The sequence below is a fragment of the Rhodococcus sp. IEGM 1305 genome, from assembly GCF_030058635.1.
GTDB classification, from domain to species: Bacteria; Actinomycetota; Actinomycetes; order Mycobacteriales; family Mycobacteriaceae; genus Rhodococcus_F; species Rhodococcus_F opacus_D.
Genome location: NZ_JASHKX010000004.1, coordinates 229373 through 252457, shown reverse-complemented (window position 1 = coordinate 252457; position 23085 = coordinate 229373). Strand labels below are relative to the sequence as shown.

The 23085-nt window shown below is 66.0% G+C and carries 19 protein-coding genes; 10 read left to right on the top strand and 9 right to left on the bottom strand.

Going from position 1 to position 23085, the window contains the following annotated elements:
• Nucleotides 1-97: 97 nt before the first annotated feature.
• Complete coding sequence (locus QM693_RS10885; protein WP_280783132.1) at nt 98-1501, bottom strand: amino acid permease; 1404 nt, start codon at nt 1499-1501, stop codon at nt 98-100.
• A 647-nt stretch (nt 1502-2148) separates the two neighbouring features.
• On the opposite strand from QM693_RS10885, the gene QM693_RS10880 reads away from it, so the two are divergent.
• The gene (locus QM693_RS10880; protein ID WP_283334651.1) at nt 2149-3696 is read left to right on the top strand and encodes an amino acid permease; all 1548 of its coding nucleotides are present in this window, start codon (nt 2149-2151) and stop codon (nt 3694-3696) included.
• Complete coding sequence (gene pdxS / locus QM693_RS10875; RefSeq protein ID WP_005249195.1) at nt 3693-4583, top strand: pyridoxal 5'-phosphate synthase lyase subunit PdxS; 891 nt, start codon at nt 3693-3695, stop codon at nt 4581-4583. Before QM693_RS10880 ends, pdxS begins: the two co-directional genes overlap by 4 nt.
• 78 nt (nt 4584-4661) lie before the next feature.
• On the opposite strand, the gene QM693_RS10870 is transcribed toward pdxS, so the two are convergent.
• From QM693_RS10870 to QM693_RS10855, 4 genes are read right to left on the bottom strand one after another with little or no spacing between them, the layout of a single operon-like run.
• On the bottom strand, nt 4662-5345 hold the full coding sequence (locus tag QM693_RS10870; RefSeq protein WP_283352328.1) for a phosphonatase-like hydrolase: 684 nt from the start codon (nt 5343-5345) through the stop codon (nt 4662-4664).
• A gap of 43 nt (nt 5346-5388) precedes the next feature.
• The gene (locus QM693_RS10865; protein WP_283352327.1) at nt 5389-7095 is read right to left on the bottom strand and encodes a cobaltochelatase CobT-related protein; all 1707 of its coding nucleotides are present in this window, start codon (nt 7093-7095) and stop codon (nt 5389-5391) included.
• A gap of 10 nt (nt 7096-7105) precedes the next feature.
• Entirely contained in the window at nt 7106-8074 is a 969-nt protein-coding gene (locus QM693_RS10860; RefSeq protein WP_317570551.1) for an AAA family ATPase, read from the bottom strand.
• A 10-nt stretch (nt 8075-8084) separates the two neighbouring features.
• The gene (locus QM693_RS10855; protein WP_280779191.1) at nt 8085-8918 is read right to left on the bottom strand and encodes an IclR family transcriptional regulator; all 834 of its coding nucleotides are present in this window, start codon (nt 8916-8918) and stop codon (nt 8085-8087) included.
• A 199-nt stretch (nt 8919-9117) separates the two neighbouring features.
• On the opposite strand from QM693_RS10855, the gene xsc reads away from it, so the two are divergent.
• Both xsc and QM693_RS10845 read left to right on the top strand, forming a co-directional pair.
• Nucleotides 9118-10926 carry a sulfoacetaldehyde acetyltransferase gene (xsc, locus tag QM693_RS10850; RefSeq protein WP_283352325.1) on the top strand — a complete coding sequence of 603 codons (1809 nt, stop codon included), beginning with the start codon at nt 9118-9120 and terminating at the stop codon, nt 10924-10926.
• A gap of 163 nt (nt 10927-11089) precedes the next feature.
• Complete coding sequence (locus tag QM693_RS10845; RefSeq protein WP_005254313.1) at nt 11090-11845, top strand: sulfite exporter TauE/SafE family protein; 756 nt, start codon at nt 11090-11092, stop codon at nt 11843-11845.
• A 51-nt stretch (nt 11846-11896) separates the two neighbouring features.
• Here the strand turns inward: QM693_RS10845 and QM693_RS10840 are convergent, their stop codons facing one another.
• From QM693_RS10840 to QM693_RS10825, 4 genes are all read right to left on the bottom strand, one after another.
• Nucleotides 11897-13264 carry an MFS transporter gene (locus QM693_RS10840; protein WP_283352324.1) on the bottom strand — a complete coding sequence of 456 codons (1368 nt, stop codon included), beginning with the start codon at nt 13262-13264 and terminating at the stop codon, nt 11897-11899.
• Nucleotides 13261-14532, bottom strand: coding sequence for a hydroxyacid-oxoacid transhydrogenase (locus tag QM693_RS10835; RefSeq protein WP_283352323.1), 1272 nt, complete (start codon nt 14530-14532; stop codon nt 13261-13263). The genes QM693_RS10840 and QM693_RS10835 overlap by 4 nt, the downstream gene beginning before the upstream one ends.
• A 183-nt stretch (nt 14533-14715) precedes the next feature.
• Nucleotides 14716-15498, bottom strand: coding sequence for an IclR family transcriptional regulator (locus QM693_RS10830; protein WP_283352322.1), 783 nt, complete (start codon nt 15496-15498; stop codon nt 14716-14718).
• A gap of 100 nt (nt 15499-15598) precedes the next feature.
• On the bottom strand, nt 15599-16780 hold the full coding sequence (locus tag QM693_RS10825; protein ID WP_283352321.1) for a PucR family transcriptional regulator: 1182 nt from the start codon (nt 16778-16780) through the stop codon (nt 15599-15601).
• A gap of 179 nt (nt 16781-16959) precedes the next feature.
• On the opposite strand from QM693_RS10825, the gene QM693_RS10820 reads away from it, so the two are divergent.
• The 6 genes from QM693_RS10820 to QM693_RS10795 all read left to right on the top strand — a co-directional run bounded on the left by QM693_RS10820 (nt 16960) and on the right by QM693_RS10795 (nt 22933).
• Nucleotides 16960-17217 carry a DUF3311 domain-containing protein gene (locus QM693_RS10820; RefSeq protein ID WP_283352320.1) on the top strand — a complete coding sequence of 86 codons (258 nt, stop codon included), beginning with the start codon at nt 16960-16962 and terminating at the stop codon, nt 17215-17217.
• Complete coding sequence (locus tag QM693_RS10815; RefSeq protein WP_283352319.1) at nt 17214-18710, top strand: sodium:solute symporter family protein; 1497 nt, start codon at nt 17214-17216, stop codon at nt 18708-18710. The genes QM693_RS10820 and QM693_RS10815 overlap by 4 nt, the downstream gene beginning before the upstream one ends.
• Entirely contained in the window at nt 18710-20314 is a 1605-nt protein-coding gene (locus QM693_RS10810) for an amidohydrolase (RefSeq protein ID WP_283352318.1), read from the top strand. Before QM693_RS10815 ends, QM693_RS10810 begins: the two co-directional genes overlap by 1 nt.
• Nucleotides 20315-20583: 269 nt before the next feature.
• On the top strand, nt 20584-20802 hold the full coding sequence (locus tag QM693_RS37835) for a hypothetical protein (RefSeq protein ID WP_502942627.1): 219 nt from the start codon (nt 20584-20586) through the stop codon (nt 20800-20802).
• A 707-nt stretch (nt 20803-21509) separates the two neighbouring features.
• The gene (locus QM693_RS10800; protein WP_283352317.1) at nt 21510-21989 is read left to right on the top strand and encodes a hypothetical protein; all 480 of its coding nucleotides are present in this window, start codon (nt 21510-21512) and stop codon (nt 21987-21989) included.
• 245 nt (nt 21990-22234) lie between these two features.
• The gene (locus tag QM693_RS10795; protein WP_182624746.1) at nt 22235-22933 is read left to right on the top strand and encodes a hypothetical protein; all 699 of its coding nucleotides are present in this window, start codon (nt 22235-22237) and stop codon (nt 22931-22933) included.
• The last annotated feature ends 152 nt before the right edge of the window (nt 22934-23085 follow it).

The following is a 23085-nucleotide window of genomic DNA, read 5'->3' as shown; positions in this document are numbered from 1 at the left end:
CCGGCGGGTCGTGCCGGAAAAGCCGATGTCGCATCGGACGCACAGAGAAGGACAGGGACCGCTGGTGCGGTCCCTGTCCTTCGGTACGGCGGGTGCGTCAGGGCTGCTCGCGGGTGACGACTCCGACGAGTTGTTCCGCGTCGGATCCGTCGGCGGGCGAGGCCGCGGGCGGTGTGACGGTGTCGAGGCGTTCGGCGTTGGTCCGGCTGCGTCGGCGGAACTCGTACCCGACCAGGATGAAGGCGAGAGTCACCACACTCAGCCAGAACTGCGAACGGGTGGTGGGGAGCACGGCCATGGCGGCGATCACGGCTCCCATCAGGACGATGGTCGCGTAGCTGAGCCAGGGGAACAGCCACATCTTCAGGCTGAGGGCCTCGGGATCTCGAGCCTCCAGCTTCTTGCGGAGCGCGACCTGGGAGATCGCGATCATGAGGTAGACGAAGAGCGCCACGGCGCCGTACGAGTTGACCAGGAACGAGAACACGAGGTCCGGGGAGACGAACGCCGCGATCACCGACGCGTAACCGATCACCGTTCCGGCGAGGATGGCGCGCCGGGGCACGCCGCCGCCGGACAGGCGGGTGAACATGTGCGGGGCGTCGCCGTTGCGGGTGAGCGCGAAGAGCATCCGCGAGGAGGTGTACAGCGCGGAGTTCAGGCAGGACAGCACCGCGGTGAGGATGACGACGTTCATGATCGTGGCGACACCGGGAATGTGAAGGGCGGAGAGGGCTGCCGCGTAGGGGCTGACGCCGACGGCCTCCGTGCTCCACGGCACCACCGCGACGACCACGAAGATGGAACCGACGTAGAAGGTGATGATCCGGACCACGATGGAACGCATCGCCCGGGCGACCGCTTTCTTGGGTTCCGCGGACTCGGCGGCCGCGATGGTCACGATCTCGGCGCCGGTGAAGAAGGCCACGCAGGGGACGACCGCGGCGAGCACCGCGCCCCAGCCGAGCGGAGCGAATCCGCCGTGGCTGACGAGGTTCGCCACTCCGGGGGTCGCGTCCGGCCACAGTCCGGTTATCCACAGTGCGCCCAACCCGAGGAAGAGGACGATCGCGATCACCTTGATCGACGAGAACCAGTATTCGAATTCGCCGAACGACCGCGCTGACACGAGATTGGTGCAGGTCAGGATGACGAGAAGGCCGAGGCTGAGGATCCACAGCGGCGCGGACGGGAGGTAGAGCTGGAGTATTCGGCCGCCGGCGATGGCTTCGACGGCGACGACGATGACGAAGAAGTACCAGTACATCCAGCCGACGGAGAAGCCGGCGCGATTGCCGAGCGCTTCCCTGGCGTACACGTAGAACGATCCGACCACCGGCCGGGCCACCGCCATCTCGGCCAGCATCCGCATGATCAGGAGTGTGATGACCCCCGCGATGAGAAACGACACGATCGCCGCCGGGCCTGCGCTCTCGATGACGACGCCGCTGCCGACGAACAATCCGGCACCGATCACGCCGCCCAGGGCGATGAGGTTCATGTGCCGTTTCTTCAGGCCCTTTCCGAGGCCGGAGTCCTGGGATTGGACCGGGGGTGGTGTTGAAGTCACGTTTTCCTCCACTGTGCGCTGACCGGAATCGTCAGGTCGCCATCGCGATCCGGGGCCGGATCGTCGGGCGGTTGGAACGGAGAACAGTGCCGGCGGAGATACGGGAGACGATCCACCGCGAACTGAACTGTTGATGTGATGCACAACACTGTATGGAGGGTCCGGTGGGCAGCACAGTGCCAGTTCGACGGCACGTCTGAGGACCAGTTCGTTACCACTGGTCACAGGGTAAGGGCGTTGCACGGCCTCGTGGATGAGCGCCGGCGCCGGGGGATCCAGATGTGCCGGGAACCCGTGCCGCCGGGCCGTGTGAACACGCACCTCCCGGTGGCGATCGCTGTCCGCCCAGCTCAGCGGCGTTCTCGATCGGCGGTTCCGCGGTCGAACTGGTCCCATCGCTTGCGAGGCAACTGGCTCTGGGCGAGTTCTGGCGCCAGTCGTAGTGTGAGGTGAACACTGAAACAAGTGATGTGGATCACACATACGATTGGGTCGCTGAACCGGTGGGTGCCCGCATCGACGTACGACCGACGAGGTCGTGTCGGGCGAGGGTCCCGGCAGCGCCTTCTGGAGGAAATGTGGACAGTACCGTTCCCGGACACACCGACAGTTCAGGTCTCGGCAAGGGCCTGAAACGCAGGCACATGAACCTCATCGCCCTGGGCGGGGTGATCGGCGCCGGTCTCTTCGTGGGCAGCGGTGTCGTCATCGGCGGGGCCGGCCCCGGCGCGATCATCTCCTTCCTCATCGCCGGCATCATCACGTTGCTGATCATGCGGATGCTCGCGGAGATGGCGGTGGCCCGGCCGGTGGTCGGATCGTTCTACGTCTACGCCCGCCAGGCCCTGGGGCGCCGCGCCGGGTTCGCGACGGGGTGGATGTACTGGTACTTCTTCGTGATCGTCGTCGCGGTCGAGGCCATCGCCGGTGGCCGGATCCTGCAGCTCTGGCTGCCGATGATCCCGCTGTGGCTCCTCAGCCTGGGCCTGATGCTCCTGCTGACGGCCACCAACATGGTGTCCGCCCGCTCCTACGGCGAGTTCGAATACTGGTTCTCGTCGATCAAGGTCGTGGCGATCGTTCTGTTTCTCGGGATGGGCGCCCTCTGGATCACCGGACTGTGGCCCGATTCGACGCCCGGACTCGGCAACCTCGTGAACCACGGCGGCTTCACCCCGCTCGGCTGGGGTGCGGTGCTCGCCGCGGTCGTCCCCTGCGTCGCCTTCTACACCGGAGCCGAGATCGTGACGATCGCGGCCGCCGAGTCGGAGGAGCCGAAGCGTGCTGTCGCCCACGCCATGCGGTCGATCGTGGTGCGGATCGTGACGTTCTACGTCGGTTCGATTCTCGTGGTCGTCACGATCCAGCCGTGGAACACCGAGAGCGTCGGGGTGAGCCCGTACGCCGCGGTGCTCGAGGTCCTCGGAATTCCCGGTGTCGCGACGATCATGAACTTCATCGTCCTCACCGCGGTCCTGTCCTGCCTGAACTCGGCGCTGTACACCACGTCCCGAATGCTATTCGCGCTCACCCGCAACGGCGACGCCCCGAAGTTCTTCACGACGCTGTCCCGCAACGGCGTGCCCCGTCGTGCGATCCTGCTCGGCACCACCGTCGGATACGTCTCCGTCGCCTGCACCTACGTGTGGGGCGACGTCGTCTTCGGCTTCCTCGTCAACTCGTACGGCGCTGTCGCGCTCTTCGTCTACCTCCTCATCGCCATCTCGCAGGTGGTGCTCCGGCGTCGACTCGAGCGCGAAGACCCGGCCGCACTGCAACTGCGGATGTGGTTGTTCCCGTGGCTGAGCTACGCCACCATCGCCCTGATGGCCACCGTCATCCTCGCGATGGCGTTCCTGCCGACCACCCGCTCCCAGTTCCTCATGAGCGGTCTGACGTTGATCGTCATCCTGATCAGCTACGAGGTGCGGAAGTTGCTCGGCAAGGGCGGTCGCGACGACGAATCACTATCCGGTGCTCCCCCGATCGGTTCCGCGGACGAGTCGGTAGCGGAGGCCGAGAAGCGCATCGAGTCCGTGGAGACGCTCGGCGGCTCGGACATCGAACTGCTGGCGGCTGCGCAACAGAAGCCGCATACCCATCGTCATCAGAGGAGACAGTCGTGAACAGTTCCGCCGTCGGTACGGCACGCGTCAAGCGTGGCATGGCCGAGATGTTGAAGGGCGGGGTCATCATGGACGTCGTCACCCCCGATCAGGCGAAGATCGCCGAGGACGCCGGTGCGGTCGCGGTGATGGCGCTCGAGCGGGTGCCCGCGGACATCCGGGCGCAGGGTGGGGTGTCCCGGATGAGTGATCCGGACATGATCGACGGCATCATCTCCGCGGTGTCGATCCCGGTGATGGCCAAGGCCCGGATCGGGCACTTCGTGGAGGCGCAGATCCTGCAGTCCCTGGGGGTCGACTATGTCGACGAGTCGGAGGTGCTGACCCCGGCCGACTACGCCAATCACATCGACAAGTGGCAGTTCACCGTCCCGTTCGTGTGTGGTGCCACCAATCTGGGTGAGGCGCTGCGGCGGATCACCGAGGGTGCGGCGATGATCCGGTCCAAGGGTGAGGCCGGTACCGGTGACGTGTCGAACGCGACCACGCACATGCGGACGATCGGTGGGGAGATCCGCCGGTTGACCTCGCTGAGTGAGGACGAGCTGTATGTGGCGGCGAAGGAGTTGCAGGCCCCGTACGATCTGGTCGTCGAGGTCGCCAAGGCCGGGAAGTTGCCGGTCACGATGTTCACCGCCGGTGGCATCGCCACCCCGGCGGATGCGGCGATGATGATGCAGCTCGGTGCGGAGGGTGTGTTCGTCGGGTCGGGGATCTTCAAGTCGGGTAACCCGGCGGAGCGGGCCGCGGCGATCGTGAAGGCGACCACGTTCTTCGACGATCCGGACGTGCTGGCGAAGGTCTCCCGTGGGCTGGGTGAGGCGATGGTCGGGATCAACGTCGACGACATCCCCGTCCCGCACCGGCTCGCCGAACGCGGCTGGTGACGTAGGTAATCCCGCTCTTCCGGAACCACTGTGGGCCGGTTCCGCTGTCGTGCAGCAGAACCGGCCCACAGTCGTCGTTCAGCCCAGCAGTTCGGGGATCTTCGCCGCGCTCTCCAGGATGTGCGTGTGGGGCTCCGGACGGAGCGTCGCAGCGTCGTGCGCGCCGGTCAGAACACCCACCACGTACCGCGCCCCGGCGTTCGTCCCCGCCCGGAGGTCGTTCGGGGTGTCACCACCCACCAGCACCTCGTCGACGCTCTGTACTCCGGCGATCTCCATGGCGCGGAAGATGAGATAGGGCGACGGTCTGCTCATCCGCACCTGGTCGCTCGTGATCACACCGTCGATGTCCCGCCCGATCTCCCACCCGACCTGCTCCAGCAGCGGTTCCGCGATCTGGCGTGAATAGCCGGTCTGGAGAACGATCTTGATGCCGCGCTGCCGCAACGCACCGAAGGCGTCGTGAACCCCGGGCAGTGCGGTGGGCGGTGTCTTCCGGTACGCAGCCAGAAGCATTGCGGTGAAATCGGATTCGACGGCGTCCAGAACATTCTTCTCGGCCGGCACCCCGCTCTCCCGCAGCAGTCCCTCGATGGCCTGCCGCTTGCCCGTGCCCTTCCACCGGTCGAACCGATCGTCCGGAATCGGCTCGCCGAGGTGCTTCTCGACGGTGTCGCGCAACGCGACGTACACGGCGCCGCCTTCGTCGACGCTCGTTCCGGCAATGTCCAAGGTGACCAGGGAAACCCCGTGTGCGGTCATGGGTATGACTCCTCACTGTTGAGCCACTGGCAGGTGATGGCTGTCAGTGGCCGATCATCGACAGCACGTCGGCAATGACGTCGCTGTTGGTACCGCGCGACAGATCGAGTGTCCGGCAGCGGTCGTAGTACGGACTCAGATCCAGCCCGACTCCCAGTCCGTACACCTCGACGGCCCGCTCGTCCTCGTGTCGCTCGACCACGTCCTGCAGGTGGTGGTCCAGGTAGAACTCGTCGTTGGCCAGGGCGGTGGCGCCGTCCAGTGGGCTTCCGTCCGAGATCACGAACAGGAGCCTGCGGCCCTGGGGGTCCCGCATCCGGGAGCACGCCCAGTCGACGGCCTCACCGTCCACGCCCTCTTTGAACAGGTCGTTCTTCAGCAGCCCGGCGATCGCGGGACGGGCTCGGCGCCAGGAGGTCTCGGCGTCCTTGAACACCAGCTGCCGGACCTCGTTGAGGCGTCCCGGGTTGCGCGGACGGCCGGACCGGAGCCAGTCTCGGCGGGCCCGTCCCCCGTTCCATGCGGCGGTCGTGAAGCCGAGGATCTCGCACCGGGCGTCGGCCAGTTCGAGTGCCCGGGCGAACACGTCGACCAGGACCGCAACCGGTTCGCCGAACTCCTTCATCGAACCCGAGCAGTCGATGAGGAAGGTCACCGTCGTGTCGGTGTGCGGCTCGGTGCGTTCGGCCCGGAAGAGTCTGCGCTCGGTGGGCGAGGTGACCAGCTGGGCGAGCCGGCGACCGTCGAGGTACCCCTCTTCCCGGCCGCCTTCCCATCCGTCGGGGACCGGTTCCGCGAGCAGCGCCTTCAGCTGCCGTCCGAGTCTCCGGACGTTGAGATGCTGCGTGTCGATGATGACGTCGAGTCGCCGGCGGTAGTCCTGGAGCAACTCGGGCCGGACGAGGGACGCGATCTGCCGGGTCTCGTCGTAGGCGCGGGTGAACACCCGGTATCCGTCTCCGCCCTCCCCCAGTGCGCGACTGCGTCCCGACACCGCGGTCTGGACGGCCTCGTCGTCGTCGGGGTCGAAGTCGAACAGGAGGGAGAACGCCGCCCGGCCGTCGCTCGCGTCGTCGGCCGAGACGTCCGTGTCGTCGGGTGACTCCAGGTGACGGCCGATCAGCTCGGCGACGTCCTGTGCGTGGACCCCGAAGTCGTTTTGCGAGAAACGGGTTCGACGCAGCCACGGGAGGTGGTCGCCGAGAACGGAGGCGAGAGCGAACCGCGTCGATTCGATCAGGTCCTCGGTGGCCTCGGGTATCGGCTCGGCGGTGATCCGGGCCCGGCACATCTGCGTCACCGTGAACAGCAGCATCCCGTGCACGGTCTCGGTCAGCCCGGACGCCACGTAGTCCTGCGACCACTGCGTGAAGCGGTGGGAGAGGTTGGCGCGCACGCCACCCCACGCGTCGGCGGCCAGCGACTCGACGCGGAACTGTTCCAGGATCTCGAAGATCAGCCGACCCGCCGTGGCGTCCGGGCACAGGCTGCGATGCAGGACGGGGTCGGTGTGGAGGAGGCGCGACGCCATGCCGTCCGCCGCACCGCGGAAGGACGCGAAGTCGGCGCCGTCGAACGACGGGTGCAGGTGTGGGGCGGACATCGGCACGCGCCGATGTCCGCGATGGAGTTCCGGTCCGCGAAAGTGCAACCCGCCCTGGCCCGCGAGGGCACGGATCGTGCCGGCACAGAGTTCGTGCACCTCCTGCTGACGGCGGACCGCCGCGGGGCGCACAGGCAGTTCTGTCATGACCGCCCGCTCAGGCCGTGCTCGTCGCGAGCATCGCCGACCGCTCCAGTTCCGAATCGAAGCATCGCTGGAAGTACTCGGCGACGACGGGGCGCTCGGCCTCGTCGCACTTGTTGACGAACGACAACCGGAATGCCAGCGCCGGGTCGTGGAAGATCTCGATGTTCTCGGCCCAGGTGATTACCGTGCGCGGCGACATCAGCGTCGACAGGTCGCCGACCCGAAAACCGCTCCGGGTCAGGTTGGCCACGGCCACCATCGACCCGATCAGCTCCCGGCTCAGTGACGGCACCCGCGCGGACACGATCTCGATTTCCTGTTCCGCGGGGAGGTGATCGAGCGTCGCGACGATGTTCCAGCGATCGATCTGCGCGTGATTGAGCCGCTGCACACCGTGATACAGCCCGTTGAGATTGCCCAGGCCGACGGTGTTGGCGGTGGCGAACAACCGGAAGGCCGGATGCGGAGTCAGGACCCTGTTCTGGTCGAGCAGGGTGAGTTTCCCGTCGCGTTCGAGGAGACGCTGGATGACGAACATGACATCGGGGCGGCCGGCGTCGTATTCGTCGAGGATGAGGGCGACGGGTCGCTGCAATGCCCAGGGCAGGATGCCTTCCTGGAATTCGGTGACCTGCTTGCCGTCTCGCAGCACCACTGCGTCCCGGCCTATCAGGTCCAGCCGGCTGAGATGTCCGTCTAGGTTGACCCGCACACACGGCCAGTTGAGCCGCGCCGCGACCTGTTCGATGTGTGTGGACTTGCCGGTACCGTGCAGACCCTGCACCATCACCCGGCGGTTGCGGTCGAACCCGGCGAGCAGGGCCGTGGTCACCGCGTGATCGAACCGGTACGCGGGGTCGACGTCGGGGACGTGGTCGGCGGGTTCGCGGAAGGCGCGCACCGTCAGGTCGGTGTCGAGTCCGAACAGCTCGCGTGCGGACAGCACGTGGCTGGGTGTCGCAGTGGTCATTTCGGGCATGCGCCCTCCTTCAGTTCAGGTCTGGCGAACCGTCGTCCGTGACCTCGTTCTCGATCTCACCGATGGCGTCGGCCGCCCGCCGCAACGCGGGCAGAAGCTTGAGCGCCTTGTCGGGGGTGAGTCGCATGACCGGGGCCTGGACTGCGATGCAGAGGTTGGAATTGCCTGTGGCACAGGGGACGAGTACCGCAGCGCACACGAGGCCGGGAAGGAACTCTTCGTCGTCGATGGCGTAACCGTCGCGGCGGACCTGCTTGAGTTCGGTCTCGATCAGCTCGACGTCGGTGACCGTCTTGGTGGTGTACCTCTCGAGCGGCATCCGCCCGAGAAGTCGCCGGCGCTGGGCGGGGCTGAGCTGCGACAGGATCATCTTGCCGCTGGCCGAGCAGTGCGCGGGCACCCGCGATCCCGCATGGAGTGTAAAGCGAAGGGGCTCGGAGGTTTCCACGCGGTCGAGATACACCACTTCGCTACCCGACAGGGTGGTCACGTTGCAGCTTTCGCCGAGTTCCGCGACGAGGTTCCGGAGGATGGCGTGTCGTGCGCCGTGGTGGGTGTCGTTGAGCAGCAGATTTTCGGCGAAGCGTCGCAGGCGCACGCCGGTGCCGTAGTGCCTGCCGTTGTTCTGCCGGGTGAGGAGTCCGGCGCCCTCGAGTTGCTGGAGCATGCGGTGCAGGGTCGGCTTGGCCATGCCCGTCTCTTCGACGAGCCCCTGCAACGTGAACAGCTGGTCCTTGGACGCGATCATCTCGAGCAGTGCGAACAGGCGGAGCGTCGGTGTGTCTCCGGGTAGCTCCGTAGTCGGGTGTCCGTTCGACTCGTCGATCCGGTGAATCTCACCCACGGTTCCTCCTTGGCCGAAACGGCGACGCATTCGCATCGTGTATCGAAAAATCATACATCCCGTTCCAGTTTTAGGAACATTCATTGACGAAGCGTGTGACGTGGCCTACTGTCGTTGCAGATCACAAAATCACGAACGAAACGTTCCGATTTTTGACATTCTCTGCCGGTTCCGGCGCGCCCTTGAAGGAGGATCACACATGAGCAAGAAGAAGAACGGTGCCGATCGCACCGCTGTCTCCGGTGTACAGAAGATGACACCGTCGGAGGCGTTCGTCGAGACGATGGTCGCCAACGGCGTCACCGACATGTTCGGCATCATGGGATCCGCCTTCATGGATGCGATGGACATCTTCGCTCCCGCCGGGATTCGACTCGTCCCGGTCGTGCACGAGCAGGGCGCCGGACACATGGCCGACGGGTATGCCCGGGTCAGCGGGCGGCACGGCATGGTGATCGGGCAGAACGGTCCGGGTATCAGCAACTGCGTCACCGCGATCGCCGCCGCGTTCTGGGCGCACAGCCCCGTCGTCATCGTCACTCCCGAGGCCGGCACCATGGGAACGGGCCTGGGCGGCTTCCAGGAAGCCAACCAGCTGCCGATGTTCCAGGAGTTCACGAAGTACCAGGGGCACGTCAACAACCCGAAGCGCATGGCCGAGTTCACGGGCCGCTGCTTCGACCGCGCGATGTCCGAGATGGGCCCGACGCAGCTCAACATTCCGCGCGACTACTTCTACGGTGAGATCGAGACGGAGATCCCGCAGCCCACCCGCCTCGACCGCGGCCCCGGCGGGGAGACGAGCCTGAACGAGGCGGCGGAACTGCTGGCGCAGGCCGAGTTCCCGGTCATCGTGTCCGGCGGCGGCGTGGTGATGGCCGACGGTGTCGAGGAGTGCAAGGCACTCGCCGAGCGTCTCGGCGCCCCCGTCGTCAACAGCTACCTGCACAACGACTCGTTCCCCGCCAGCCACCCGCTGTGGACCGGACCGCTCGGCTACCAGGGTTCCAAGGCCGCGATGAAGCTGATCAGCCAGGCGGACGTGGTGCTAGCCCTCGGCACCCGCCTCGGCCCCTTCGGGACTCTCCCGCAGCACGGCATGGACTACTGGCCGAAGAATGCCAAGATCATCCAGATCGACGCCGACCACAAGATGCTCGGTCTGGTCAAGAAGATCTCCGTCGGGATCTGCGGTGACGCGAAGGCCGCTGCCGTCGCGCTCACCGAGCGGCTCGAGGGCAAGTCCCTCGTCTGCGACGGCAATCGTGCGGCACGCGGCGAGAAGATCGACGCCGAGAAGGCGGCGTGGGAGACGGAACTCGACGAATGGACGCACGAGCGCGATGCGTTCAGCCTCGACATGATCGCCGAACAGGAAGGCGAGGAAGGCAACTGGCTGCACCCGCGTCAGGTGCTGCGCGAGCTGGAGAAGGCGATGCCGGAAGACGTGATGGTGTCCACGGACATCGGCAACATCAACTCCGTCGCCAACAGCTACCTGCGCTTCGAGAAGCCGCGTAGCTTCCTTGCCCCGATGAGTTTCGGTAACTGCGGTTACGCCCTGCCGACCGTCATCGGCGCGAAGGCGGCGGCACCGGAACGGCCCGCCATCGCCTACGCAGGCGACGGCGCCTGGGGCATGAGCCTGGGCGAGATCATGACGGCTGTCCGGCACGACATCCCGGTCACCGCCGTCGTATTCCACAACCGGCAGTGGGGTGCGGAGAAGAAGAACCAGGTCGACTTCTACAACCGCCGCTTCGTCGCCGGTGAGCTCGAGAGCGAGTCCTTCGCCGGGATCGCACAGGCGATGGGCGCCGAGGGCATCGTCGTCGACAAGCTCGAAGAGGTCGGTCCCGCACTGCAGCGCGCGGTCGCCGCACAGATGAACGAGGGCAAGACGACGGTCATCGAGATCATGTGCACCCGCGAACTCGGCGACCCCTTCCGGCGCGACGCGCTGTCGAAGCCGGTTCGCCTGCTCGACAAGTACAAGGACTACGTGTAGTCCGCTCCCTGCGAGCGCGTGGCCCTCGGCGCAGTCGCCGGGGGCCACGTCCCGTGCGTTCCTGGTACCGACGATTCGCCGTCGTCTGGACCTGTCGCTTCGACGCCGCGACCCCCACACTTCTGACGGAGACAAACGGCGAACGGAAGCGGTGCAACAGGGTATGGCGGCAACGGTGTGGGATCTGTCGTTGCCCGCCCTCCTCTTCGCGCTCGGCGTGGTGGTGGCCGGCGGTGTCGTCCGCGGTTTCGGTGGGTTCGGTGGCGCGATGGTGTGGGTCGCGGGACTCGTCGTCCTGCTCCCCCCGACGTCGGTGATCCCCACCGTGTTCGTCCTCGAGGTCGTCGCGAGCGCTGCGATGCTGCCCCAGGTGTGGCGTCAGGTGCACTGGAAGTCGTTGCGCTGGTTGTTCGCCGGCACCCTGATCGGAATGCCGCTGGGGATGTGGGCGCTCACGCAACTGTCCGGTGACCTGGTGCGCGTCCTGCTGGGCGTCGCGATCATCGGCTCCGCCGTCGCCATGGCCGCCGTCCCCGACCGGCAGTCGCTGCCCGGCCCCGGGGTGACCACGGTGACGGGCGTGGCGTCCGGTCTCCTCAACGGCGGCTTCGCCCTCGGTGGCCCGCCCGCCGTCCTGATGTACTTCTCCGCGTCCACCCACGTGGCGGCCGGACGCGCCTCGCTCGTCGTGTTCTTCCTCGTCATCGACGCGTTCGGCGCCGCGGGGTCGGCCGCCGGTGGTCTCCTCACCGTGCCCGTCCTCGCACAGATCGCCCTGTTCACGCCGCTCTGCATGTTCGGCGCCGCCGCGGGGAAATGGCTGTTCGACCGCACCACCGCCCAGCAGGTCCGGCAACGCGTGCTGTGGCTACTCGGCTTCCTCGGCGCCGCCGTCCTCGTGCAGGTGGCGTTGCGGTAGCCCGAGGCCCCGCTCTCGGTAGACCGAGGCGGGGCCACAACAGCTTTAGTGTCAGGTCGGGGATATTTGTGACATGGCGGCGTTGTCAGGGTGTGAACTGCCGTCCTGGTCTTCCGTGTAGATGTCCCGGCGGCGGATTGCGAGCGTGCACAGCGTGCTGACCGCGCCCACCGCAACGATGTATCCCATGATCAGTGAGAGTCCTCCGCTCGCCGAGCCGAGGAGGGACGCGAGCACGAGCGGCGTCAGACCCGATGCGACGATTCCCGACAGCTGGTAGACGACAGAGATTCCGCTGTAGCGGACTCGGGTGGGGAAGAGTTCCGCGAACAGCGAGGACTCGGGGGCGTAGACGATCGGATAGAGGACGCCGAGGACCAGCACGATCGTGATGACGATGACAGCGGTATCTCCGGTGCCGATGAGCACGAAAGCGGGATAGGCTGCAGCCGTGAGAATCACGCTGCCCGCCGCGAACACATGTCTGCGGTCGTACCGGTCGGCGACCTTTCCGAAGACGGGAATGAAGACGATCATGGTCGCGGCCGCCGCCATCACTGCCAGAAGCAGGGTTTGACGGCTGAGGTGCAGCGTGCCGGTGCCGTAGGTGATCGCAAATACCGCCCACGTATTGAAGGCCACACCCTCGGCCCATCGACTGCCCATTCCCAGCACCATGTTTCGCCGTGACTGCGGGCTCTTGATCAGTTCCAAAGCAGGCACGGTGGCCTTCTCCTCCACCGTCTCGAGCTTGCGGAAGGCCGGGGTCTCCATGACCTTGAGGCGGATGAACAGGCCGACCGCCACCAGGATCGCGCTGAGCATGAATGCGATCCGCCAACCCCAGTCCAGGAATGCGGCCTCGGACAGGGTCGAGTTGAGTGCCGCGAAGACACCCGTACCCAACATCAAGCCGATTGCGAGACCGATCTGCGGCAGGCTTCCGTAGAACCCACGCTTACCGCGGGGTGCGTATTCGACGGCCATCAGGACTGCCCCACCCCATTCGCCGCCGATTGCGACTCCTTGTGCGAGCCGGAGCACCACCAGCAGAATCGGCGCGGCGATTCCGATCGTCGCGTACGTGGGGACGAGTCCGATCAGGCAGGTTGCCACACCCATGATCATCATGGTCGCGACCAGGGTTTTCTTCCGGCCGATGCGGTCGCCGATGTGACCGAAGATCAGACCGCCGAACGGCCGGGCCATGAATCCGATCGCGAACGTGGCGAACGCGAGCAATGTGCCGACGATCGGATCCGAACTGGGGAAGAACAGCTTGTCGAACACCAGGCCGGCGGCGATGCCGTAGAGGAAGAAGTCGTACCACTCCACCGTCGTTCCGACGATGCTCGAGGCTACGACGGTACGGATCTCGGACTTCGACGGTTCCTGGTCGGTGTCTCGCGGAAAAGTCACAACGACTCCCGGAATATGTCTGTGAGGGCGTTCCTCGTCACCGGTCGGGGCACGACCGCCAGCTGACGCGTCTGCTTCATCGTGCCATCCACCAGCGTCGCCAGGTGCTCTTCCCCGTAGCCGAAGCTTCGCAATCCCGAGGGCATTTCGATGTCGGCCATCAGCTCGCTCAGTACGTGCGCAAGCGCGTCCGCTCCATCGGTGGCCGTGAATGTCCGTCCGGAGAGGAGCTCGGCCGCTCGCAGGTGCCTGCCGGGGTCGCTCGGGTAGGTCCATCGGAAAACTGCTGCGGCAGTGGCGGATACGGCCTGCCCGTGCGGCACCATGGGCATTCGAGGATAGCCCTCGGCCTGGTAGTTCTCGACGGCGCCGGCGACCGGGTACGCATTGGCGTGGGGCAGGTGGGTGCCAGCGTTGCCGAACCCTGTTCCGGCGGAGGTCGAGGCCAGCGCCATCTGGTAACGAGCTTCCAGGTCCCGTCCGTTCATCACCGCGCGTCGCAGGTACTTCCCCACCAACGACAGGGCCTGCTCGCACCAGGTGTCACTGATGGGGTTGGAACCGCAGAAGGCGGGGCGCTTCATCGGGTCTTCGGGCGCAGGTTTGGCGTCGAACCGGACGCTGGTGTAGCTCTCGAGCGCGTGAGAGAGTACATCCATTCCGCTCGCAGCGGTGACCTGCGAGGGCAGCGTGACGGTGGTCAGGGGATCGACTATTGCGAGCGTCGGTCGCAACTTGGGATGACTGACCCCGGCCTTCAAGTGCAGGCCGAGGAAGTCGATGACGCAGATCGTCGTCGATTCCGATCCGGTGCCCGCGGTGGTCGGTATGGCAATCAGGGGTTTGAGGGGAAGCCACGGCGCCTTACCTCCGCCGATGGGCGGAGTCACGTACTCGAGCAGTTCCCCGGGGTGAGTGGTGAGTAGGTTGACAGCCTTCGCGGTGTCGATCGCGGAACCTCCGCCGACTGCGATGTAGGAGTCCCACTCCCGTTCACGGGCGAAAGAGACGGCCTCCTCGATGCTCTGATCCGTGGGTTCCACCGCGACGCTGTCGAATACGTCCGACTTGATTCCTGCGGCGATCAGCTGATCGCGAATGCGGTCGGGGATCCCGGTGTCTCGAACGCCCGGGTCGGTGATCACCAAACAGGATTCCGATCCCAGTGCGGACAGTTCGGCGCCGACCTCGTCCAGAGCGCCGATGCCGAATTTCAATGGGGGTGCCGCCCAGGTGAAGACGCTCTCGTTCTCGTTCGATCGGTACATCGTTGAGACTCCTTCGCTGTCACAATGTAGGGATAGTCCCCACACTGTGAACCGACGATAGGCCAGCGACGTGGATATGTGAAGTGCCTCACAAGAAGAATTCGAGGGATCCAGCACACAGCGGATCGCGACGCCACGGAACGGCGGCCGCGCCAAACACCCGGGCCGTGGGAGAGCCTCGGGTCAGTGAGACATCGCCCGGTTGACCGGGACGAATTGGGATACTTCCTTCGCCGCCTGGACAATGCGGTCTCCGAGCGTCCGTACCCTCGACTTGGGCATTCGGACGGTGGGGACCTGAATCACCAGCGCAGCCTGCGCGTACCCGTCCGCGTCCAGAATAGGTGCGCCTACGCAACGCACACCCTCGACGTTCTCCTGCTCGTCGATGCTGTACCCGCGGACCCGGATCTCCCGGAGTTGCTCCGAGAGTTCACGGGGAGTACTCAAGCTGTGCGGAGTGACCTTGGCGAGCGTGGCGGGAAGCGACTTGACGTACGTCTCGGCGTGTGGCGAGAACGCCAGAATCGCCTTGCCCGAAGCCGTCGTGTACAGGGGAAACCGGGCGCCCGTGTGCTGCTCGAACCGCAACGGGAGCGTCGACTGCACCCGCATCATCACCACCGATTCCGGCCCCTGACGGATGGAAAGGTTCACGGATTCCTGGGTCTCGGAATTGAGCTGCTCCAGGATGGGAAGCGCCTTGTCCATGCCGAACCCGCGCTGGGCGGCCTGGCCGAGCAGTACCGTTCCACTGCCGAGGTAGTAGCTGTCGGACATCGGATTCCGCGCTACGAGACCCTCGGCGATCAGGGCCCGGATGAGTCTGTTGGCCGTACCGGACGACAACTGGAGTTCTGCCGCGATAGCACTGCCGGTGAGTTCGTCGGGTGAAGATGCGAGCAACTTGAGCACGGCCAGCGCACGTCCGACGGATTGTGTGCCCGCAGGCAGTTCTTCGCTCACCACGCAATCCCATCTTCGTCCGACCTGCCGGCGAGTCGATGTTACCCGCTCGGCCGATGACCGAGGCGCAGATCTTGTCGCAGTTGGGGCCGGTAGACCGCTATTCCCCCGCGGTGTCGGAGGGCGTGTCGCCCGAATCGCGCTGGAACAGACTCAGACTCGACACCGAGCGCTGCAGGCCGTCGAGGGTCCGGGGATCCCAGCCGGTCAGCTGTTGCCAGCGGTCGAGCCGGTAGGTGATCGAGTTCGCATGCAGGTGGATGTCCCGCCCGGCCGCGCTGATGGAGAACTCGTTGCGGGCGAAGGCCAGTACCGCCTCGACGAGGTGCGGATGGTCCGCGGCGACGGCGACACCCGGCTCCAGCAGCGTGGCGAGCTCGTCGCGATGATCCGCCAGGGTGGCGGCAACCCATTCGTCGGCGAAACGGACCACCTCGCCGGTAGGCGAGGCCAGATGCAGGACGCGGCGCGCGTCCGTGATGCTCATCGCCGCGCCGGCCAGGCCGGGGCGGCCCAGTCCGACTCCGACCGTTGTCCCCGGGTGGCCGAGCCGGACCTCGCGGATGATGTCGTCGACCGGTGCGCGCTGGCTCAGGGCGATGATGACGGTGCCGTGCCCGCTGCATTGAGTGGTGCCCGGGATCGTGTCCAGGGTGCGTTGCAGCCGTTCGAGCTGCGCTTCCGACCACTCCTCCGCGGCGACGCACACCGCTTGGAACTCGTGCTGCGGTGTGAAACCCAGCGCCTCTGCCAGCTCGCGCACATCACGGTGGTCGCCGTCGACCGACCTCGCGAGGGCCTCGAAGAACCGGTATCGCACCCCCGCGCGGATGGCCTGTTCGCTTCGGGTCGCGTCGGTGTGTCCGACGGCGACCGCGCTGGTGGCGGTGTGGACGAGATCCCACATCATGCCGCCCGCGCGCAGCAGGTCGGTTGTCGGCTCGGCGGCGGTGGCCACCATCGTGTTCCACAATTCGCGGGACGCGATGTGGTACGTCTCGATGACGTCGGACAGTGGCAAACCCTGCATGGCCCGGCGCCTGCCGAGCTGACGCGAACGCTCGAGGACGTCGTCGGCGAGAGGCTCGCTCTCCGCGAGGGCGCGCAACGTCGCCGCGAGCTGCCGACTGATGTATCCGCGTTGCTCGTCGATCGGTACGGCGGCGTACGACTGCAACTCGGCGCGGATCTGACCCACCGCTCGGTCGGTTACCGATTCGATCTCCTCCGAGACCTGCCGGCACAGCCGTTGGATCGTGTCTTCATCCACGGACTCGGGCACCCTCTCCCTCGGTTTCCGCACTCCCGTGAAATTCACGAACCGCCTCGACGTTTTCCGGGATTCGCCCATGGCCCGAGGGGAGTGATTCAAACCACACTAGTGCCAGAGTGCACGTCGACCGGCACCGGACCCAACCCGCGACGCCGGTGGACGCAGTCGGAATAGGAGACAAAACAATCATGTCCAACGAGGCAAAAAGCGCCTTACTCGCGATAGGTGTCCCGTTCGCCGGGGTCCTGGGCGGCATCGTCGCCCTGTCCGGATCCACGGCCACGGTCTTCGGAGTCCCCATCCTGTTCGCGTGGTTGTTCCTGTGGATGCCGCTCACCTCGCTGTGCCTCCATCTCGCCTGGAAGCTATTCGACCGCAAGGACTTCGAAGCTGCCGAGCACGCCGAATCGGCCGCTGCGAGCGCTGGGATGGGAGACCAGTCATGACCGCGGCCTTCTTCACCCTCGTGCTCGCCCTCGCCCTCGGGGCAGGCGTGCTGTCGCGGCGCGGCAGCAAGAAGGAGATCTCCGACTACCTGGTGGGTGGCCGGTCGTTCGGTCCGCTGCTGGTCTTCATCCTGGGAGCGGGCGAGGCGTACAGCATCGGCACCCTGATCGGGTTCCCCGGCGGCGTGTACGCGCACGGGGCGAGCTACGGCGTCTGGTTCATCGGGTACATCCTGCTGGCCTACCCGATCGGATACTTCTTCGCGCCCTACCTCTGGCGCGCGGGTAAGAGATACGGCGCCATGACCCTGCCCGATGTGGCCGGACGCCACTTCCGGTCGCGTGGGCTGGAATTGACCATCGCCATCGCTTCGGTCGTATTCCTCATCCCGTGGGGCCAGCTTCAGCTCGCCGGACTGCAGATCGCGCTGACCGGTCTGGGTATCTCCATCGACCCCACCGTCGCGGTATTCGCAGGCGCGGCCCTCGCGCTGCTGTTCCTCATGTTGTCCGGGGTGCGCGCCCCCGCGTTCGTGTCCTACGTCAAGGACACCGCCCTGTTGCTCGGCGCCGTCCTGATCGGACTGGCGGCAGTGATCGAGACCGGTGGCACCGAGAAACTGTTCGCCGCGGCGGCAGCCAGTGGTGGCGGCTCGGCCTCACACTCCACGGTCACCGGGTCGTCACTGACCTTCGTCCTGACGACGATCGTGTTCCAATCGGTCGGGTTCTTCATCTTCCCGATCATCGTGCAGGCCGTGCTCGCGGCGAAGTCCGAGGCGACGATCAAGCGGGTCGCCAAGTTCAATCCGCTGTACATGCTCATGTACCCGTTCCTCGTCGCCGCCGCCTTCGGGGCGATCACGCTGCTGCCGACGAAGCTCGAGGGCACGGAATCCGACCAGGTGCTCCTGCAGTTGTCGCGACAACTGCTGCCCGACTGGCTGACCGGCGTCGTCGCAGGCGGCGCGGCCCTCTGCGCGATCGTGGTCCTGTGCGGGGCGGCCCTCGGAATCGGCGCGATCGTGTCGCGCAACATCATTCCCGGGATCCCGGAATCCCGCCAACGGGTCTGGGTGCGCGGAGTCGTCGTGGCGTACCTCGGGATCTCGCTCCTGCTCACCCTCGCGACACCTCAGCTCCTGCTCACCCTGGTCAACACGGCGTACTACGGCGTCACCCAGGCCGCGGTGGTCTTCGCGACGATGGTCTTCGGATGGAAGCTGCGACCCGCCGCCCTCGCCATGGGCGTGGTGCTCGGCGACGTCGTGGTGCTGTGGCTGTATCTCGACAAGCACGGCCCGGTGTCCGTGTGGCTCGCCGAGCACGGTGTCAATCTCGGCGCGGCCGCCCTGGTGCTCAACATCCTCTTCGTGGTGTCGACGCGGGTGTTCTGGCCACCCACCGATCCCGTCCGCGGCCTTCGCGCCGACGGCCGAACGTCCGGCACCTCCGCGGGATCCGTGGCCGCACGCAGCGAAGTGGGTGCCTGATGTCCAGGACACTGCTCACCGCCGATTCCATTCACACGCAGGACCCGTCGTCGCCGACTGTCGAAGCGCTGGTCATCGACGGAGCCGATGTGATCGCCACCGGCACCAGGAAGGACATGGCCGACCGCGCCGGAATCGGCGCCCGCCGCCTCGACCTGCCCGGGGCCACGGTGATCCCGGGTCTCATCGAATCGCACATCCACCCCACCTACGCCGGCCTCACCGACGGCTGGGCGGACTGCCGGACACCACCGTGCCGGTCGATCGCCGACATCCAGCAGGCGTTGCGCGCCGCGGCCGCCGGCAGCGGATGGATCAGGGGGTGGGGTTACGACGACACCCAGATCGCCGAAGGACGGCATCCGACCAGGACGGATCTCGACGCCGTCAGCACCGATCGTCCGGTCATCGTGCTGCACATCTGCGGGCACTTCGCCGTCGCCAACACCGCCGCACTCGCGGCCGCAGGCATCGACGAATCCACGGTGCCGGTGGACGACCCGCTCTTCCCTCGCGGCGCCGATGGCCGTCTGACCGGGATGGCGTGGGAAATCGATGCGGTGGCAAGGCTCACCGCGGCGGTTCCCGCGCTGACCGAGCAGGAGGTCAACGGCGCCTTGCTTCGCAGCCTGCTGTCGGCGCGGTCGCGGGGTATCACCACGATCCACGATCTCGGGGTGGGTCTCTCGGCCGGCGAGCAGGAGCTGACCGCCTACCGCTCGCTGGACGCGTCGGGTGAGCTGCCGGTGCACGTCGTCGGGTTCCTGCGCGGTGACATGGCGCTCGAGGCCCTCGACGACCGCGGAGTCACGTTCGAGCACACACCCGGGGCCGGCGCACGCTTCCGGCTGGCCGGCGCGAAGTTCTGGGCCGACGGGTCGATCCAGGGGCTGTCCGCCGCCCTCCGCACGCCGTACGCGTGTGACCCCAGCCATCACGGCGACCTGCTCTACCCGCAGGCGCAACTCGACGAGATGATCCTGCGGGTGCATCGTGCGGGCGGTCAGGTCGCCGTGCACGCCAACGGCGACGCGGCGGTCGGTGCCGCGATCACCTCGCTGCGGAGGGCGCAAGCCACCGACGGCCGGGTGGGACGGCACCGCATCGAACACTGCCAGGTGAGCGCGCCCAGCGACCTGGCCGCGATCCGGGAAGCCGAACTCGGGGTGAGTTTCTTCGTCAACCACGTCTTCTACTGGGGCGACCGCCACCGCGACCGGTTCCTCGGTGCCGAGCGCGCCGCCGAGATGGATCCGCTCGCCTGCGCCGACGAACTGGGGCTGCGATTCGGACTGCATTCGGACTGCCCGATCACCCCGATGGACCCGCTCGCGACCATCAGGACCGCGGTCACCAGGATGACGAGGGGCGGCACCGTGCTCGGCGGGAACCAGCGGATCGGAGTGGATCGCGCGATCCGGGCCATGACCATCGACAGCGCGTACCTGGTGCACGACGAGACCCGTGTCGGCACCTTGACGGCGGGCCGCCGTGCGGACCTGGTGGCGCTCGACGGCAGCCTCGGGGATCTCGCGGACGGTACCACCGAAATCCCCCGTCCCACAATGGTCATGATCGACGGAGAGTCGGCGGACATGCGCTAGACGAACGTAAGTGCCTCAGTTAAAACGGAATCCGTCCTCGCCGATCAGGCGAGGGCGGATTCCGGCTACCGGCGGTAACTCGGGTGAGCTCCCGGAGGCAATGGACGGCCGCTGGGCGGCGGAAATGAAGTACGACGGGTGCCGCCTGTTGGCTGCGGTCGGCCGCGGTCAGGGGCCGGTGTTGTGGACCCACAACCTCAACGTGGTCACCCCCTCGTACCCGGAGGTGGCCGAAGACCCTGCGCCCGACAACGGCCCTGCGACGGCAGGTGCCGGTCACCTACCTTCCTTTCGGCGTTCTGGTGCTCGACGACCTGGACTTCACGAGCGCGTCGTACCTCGATCGGCGGGCGGCGCTGGCCGAGCTGGATTCGATAATGCAGGACGTCGGCGGCCTGCCCATCACCGTCCCTCCGCACTGGGAGAACCAGAGCAGCAAAAGCATGCTGAATGCCGCGAAAAGGGCTGGTATGGAAGGGATGTTGTAGCCAGACTTAGTTGACCATTGACCACGTGTGGAGGGATGATCTCGGTCGAGCGAATCAGTCTGCATATCAGTTTCGAAATCTCCCCCAGAGACGAGGAAACGCAATCCGCGTGTTGCAAACGGACTGCGATACATCGTCGATTGGGCGTAGCGACCCGCAGGTTTCTGCCCCGTTTGACGCCCCAATTCGGAATCTCTTCATCGGACCACCTCTACGGGAACGCGGCAGGTCAGCGAGTTCCAGTCATGGGACGGCAATCGGAACGAGCCAGGTGAGGGTTCCGCATAAGGGCAACGCCCGAATGCAAGTCCTCTACCCCTTCTCGGATCCGCTTACGGAACGAAGGCCGACTGCCGCCGGCATGCGCTGGGACACCACTTCGTCCCGGTGCAGGTTCGTTTATCGGCTCACCATCGTCGGACGTGACTACCGTTGTTCCTGTGGCCGACGCGAATGAACCAGGGGCGGGTTCCCAATGGGACGCATCTGAGTTGGCGGACTCCGCCGAGGCGGAGTCGAGGTGGATAGAACAACGTCTGGCTCCGTTCCGGGCCCATACTGTGAGCTCGATAGTCCCGACTGGGTTCGAGTCGTATTGCCGGATCTTCCACCCCGCATGGACCGCGTACGCGCCTGACGGCTCGGGTGAACGGCCCCTCCGCTGGAACGAGATCGCGGCCCTGAGCGGTGCCGTGTCCCATCCCGCGATGGAGTGGGACTCCATCGTTCGGGGCGTCAGTGAGTCGTCGCGAACTTGGGCAGATCCCCCCTGGCCCGGGGAATTGAAAGTCAATGAATCCGTAGAAGTGGCGACGGTGCTGGCCGGGCACACCACGACTCCCGATGTCTGTTTCTTCGCCTTTACAGCGCTCGACAACATGGTCGAGTCTTTCAGCGGCGTCACTTCACGGCCGACGAAGGTCGGGAAGCGGCCGTTTCATGTGTTCACTGGACCGATTGGCCGCATCGCTTCTTCGATCGGTCCTTCGATCGCTCTGTCGAGGCCGAATCTGTGGTGGCCCAGCGATGCCGCATGGTGTGTTGGTTCAGACGTCGACCTGATGACAACGTACGTGGGAGCATCCCGCAGCTGCGTGGAGCAGCTCGTGGCGCTTCAATCGATCGAAGCCATGACTGTGCCAGGGGACCAGTCGATATTGCGGTCGGCTGACACGGTCAATGATTGAGATCGATACAGGCCTCGAGTCGCTTCGCGAACGAGGCCCGCTCAGCGATCGCCCATCGGAGCACCAGATGCGTTTGCCGACCTTCCGCCAGTTGCTTGCCGTGGCCACACGCCCATGTCATAGCGTCTGTCCGCTACGGCTCCGTTCTAACACGGCGCGCCCAGGCGGTACTCTGCCGGACTCGACCGTTGATACCGTTGCGTGCCGCGGTTGAGCACCTCGGCCCGCAACGGGGAGGAAACAGAATGCCGAGGAAATGGGCAGCCGCACTGGGGGTTATCGGGATACTGGGTGCCGCGGGGTGCGGGGCACAAGAAGCTCCCGCCGACGAGCCGGGCGTCTCCCGGGCGAGTCTGCTGCCAGACACCGTGGACCTGCCTGCGGGTGCTCAGATCGATAGCCTCGACGACGAGGAGCAGATGGTCCTCAGCATCAAGCTCGACGCCCCAAGCACCGGGCTGGGGTTGGAAAACACCCGCGTCTTCGACCCGCCGGAGTGCGACGAACAGAACCGATACGCCGACGAGGCTCGCGTACGTCTGATTCGGGACGGCTCCGCGAACGTTGCAATCTTCGATGGCGAACGCAGCTACGTCGTGCTGGTCAGCGAGACCGACATGGATGTGCCCCGAGTGGCGGACGCGCACACCGGTCCGTGTTCGGCCTACACACTCACATCCACAAGCAACGACCACACGTACCGAGGGACGGTACGGACCGAGCGGCTCGATCTTCCTCCGTCGCTCATGTCGAAAGACGCGGTCATCCTGTCCGAAGTCACCGACCCTGATAACCCGGCCAGGGTCAACGACGAAGTCCTACTCGGCTACGCGGCACTCAATGGATACACCGTGATGGTTCTCGGATACCAGGGCAAAGAGTTCGAGGCTGAGTTCGGCGAGGTGTTTACTAGGGTCTTCGAGAAGGTTCGGCGCCTCACCTGAACGCAGGCCTCCGGTCAGAGATAAGAATGAGCAGTGGTGAATCGATGACCGGTCATCGATCCGCTTGCGGAACGACGGTCGACTGCCGCCGGCACGCGCTGAGACGCCACTTCGTCCGAAGCAGGTTCGGGCAAAGGATCCTCTTCCTCTTG

Bases quoted from the DNA above. Each gene is read 5' to 3' on its own strand.
- QM693_RS10885 (WP_280783132.1), bottom strand. From the start codon at position 1,501: ATGAACCTCATCGCCCTGGGCGGCGTGATCGGTGCCGGATTGTTCGTC.
- QM693_RS10870 (WP_283352328.1), bottom strand. From the start codon at position 5,345: ATGACCGCACACGGGGTTTCCCTGGTCACCTTGGACATTGCCGGAACG.
- QM693_RS10865 (WP_283352327.1), bottom strand. From the start codon at position 7,095: ATGACAGAACTGCCTGTGCGCCCCGCGGCGGTCCGCCGTCAGCAGGAG.
- QM693_RS10860 (WP_317570551.1), bottom strand. From the start codon at position 8,074: ATGCCCGAAATGACCACTGCGACACCCAGCCACGTGCTGTCCGCACGC.
- xsc (WP_283352325.1), top strand. From the start codon at position 9,118: ATGAGCAAGAAGAAGAACGGTGCCGATCGCACCGCTGTCTCCGGTGTA.
- QM693_RS10845 (WP_005254313.1), top strand. From the start codon at position 11,090: ATGGCGGCAACGGTGTGGGATCTGTCGTTGCCCGCCCTCCTCTTCGCG.
- QM693_RS10835 (WP_283352323.1), bottom strand. From the start codon at position 14,532: ATGTACCGATCGAACGAGAACGAGAGCGTCTTCACCTGGGCGGCACCC.
- QM693_RS10820 (WP_283352320.1), top strand. From the start codon at position 16,960: ATGTCCAACGAGGCAAAAAGCGCCTTACTCGCGATAGGTGTCCCGTTC.
- QM693_RS10815 (WP_283352319.1), top strand. From the start codon at position 17,214: ATGACCGCGGCCTTCTTCACCCTCGTGCTCGCCCTCGCCCTCGGGGCA.
- QM693_RS10810 (WP_283352318.1), top strand. From the start codon at position 18,710: ATGTCCAGGACACTGCTCACCGCCGATTCCATTCACACGCAGGACCCG.
- QM693_RS10800 (WP_283352317.1), top strand. From the start codon at position 21,510: ATGGAGTGGGACTCCATCGTTCGGGGCGTCAGTGAGTCGTCGCGAACT.
- QM693_RS10795 (WP_182624746.1), top strand. From the start codon at position 22,235: ATGCCGAGGAAATGGGCAGCCGCACTGGGGGTTATCGGGATACTGGGT.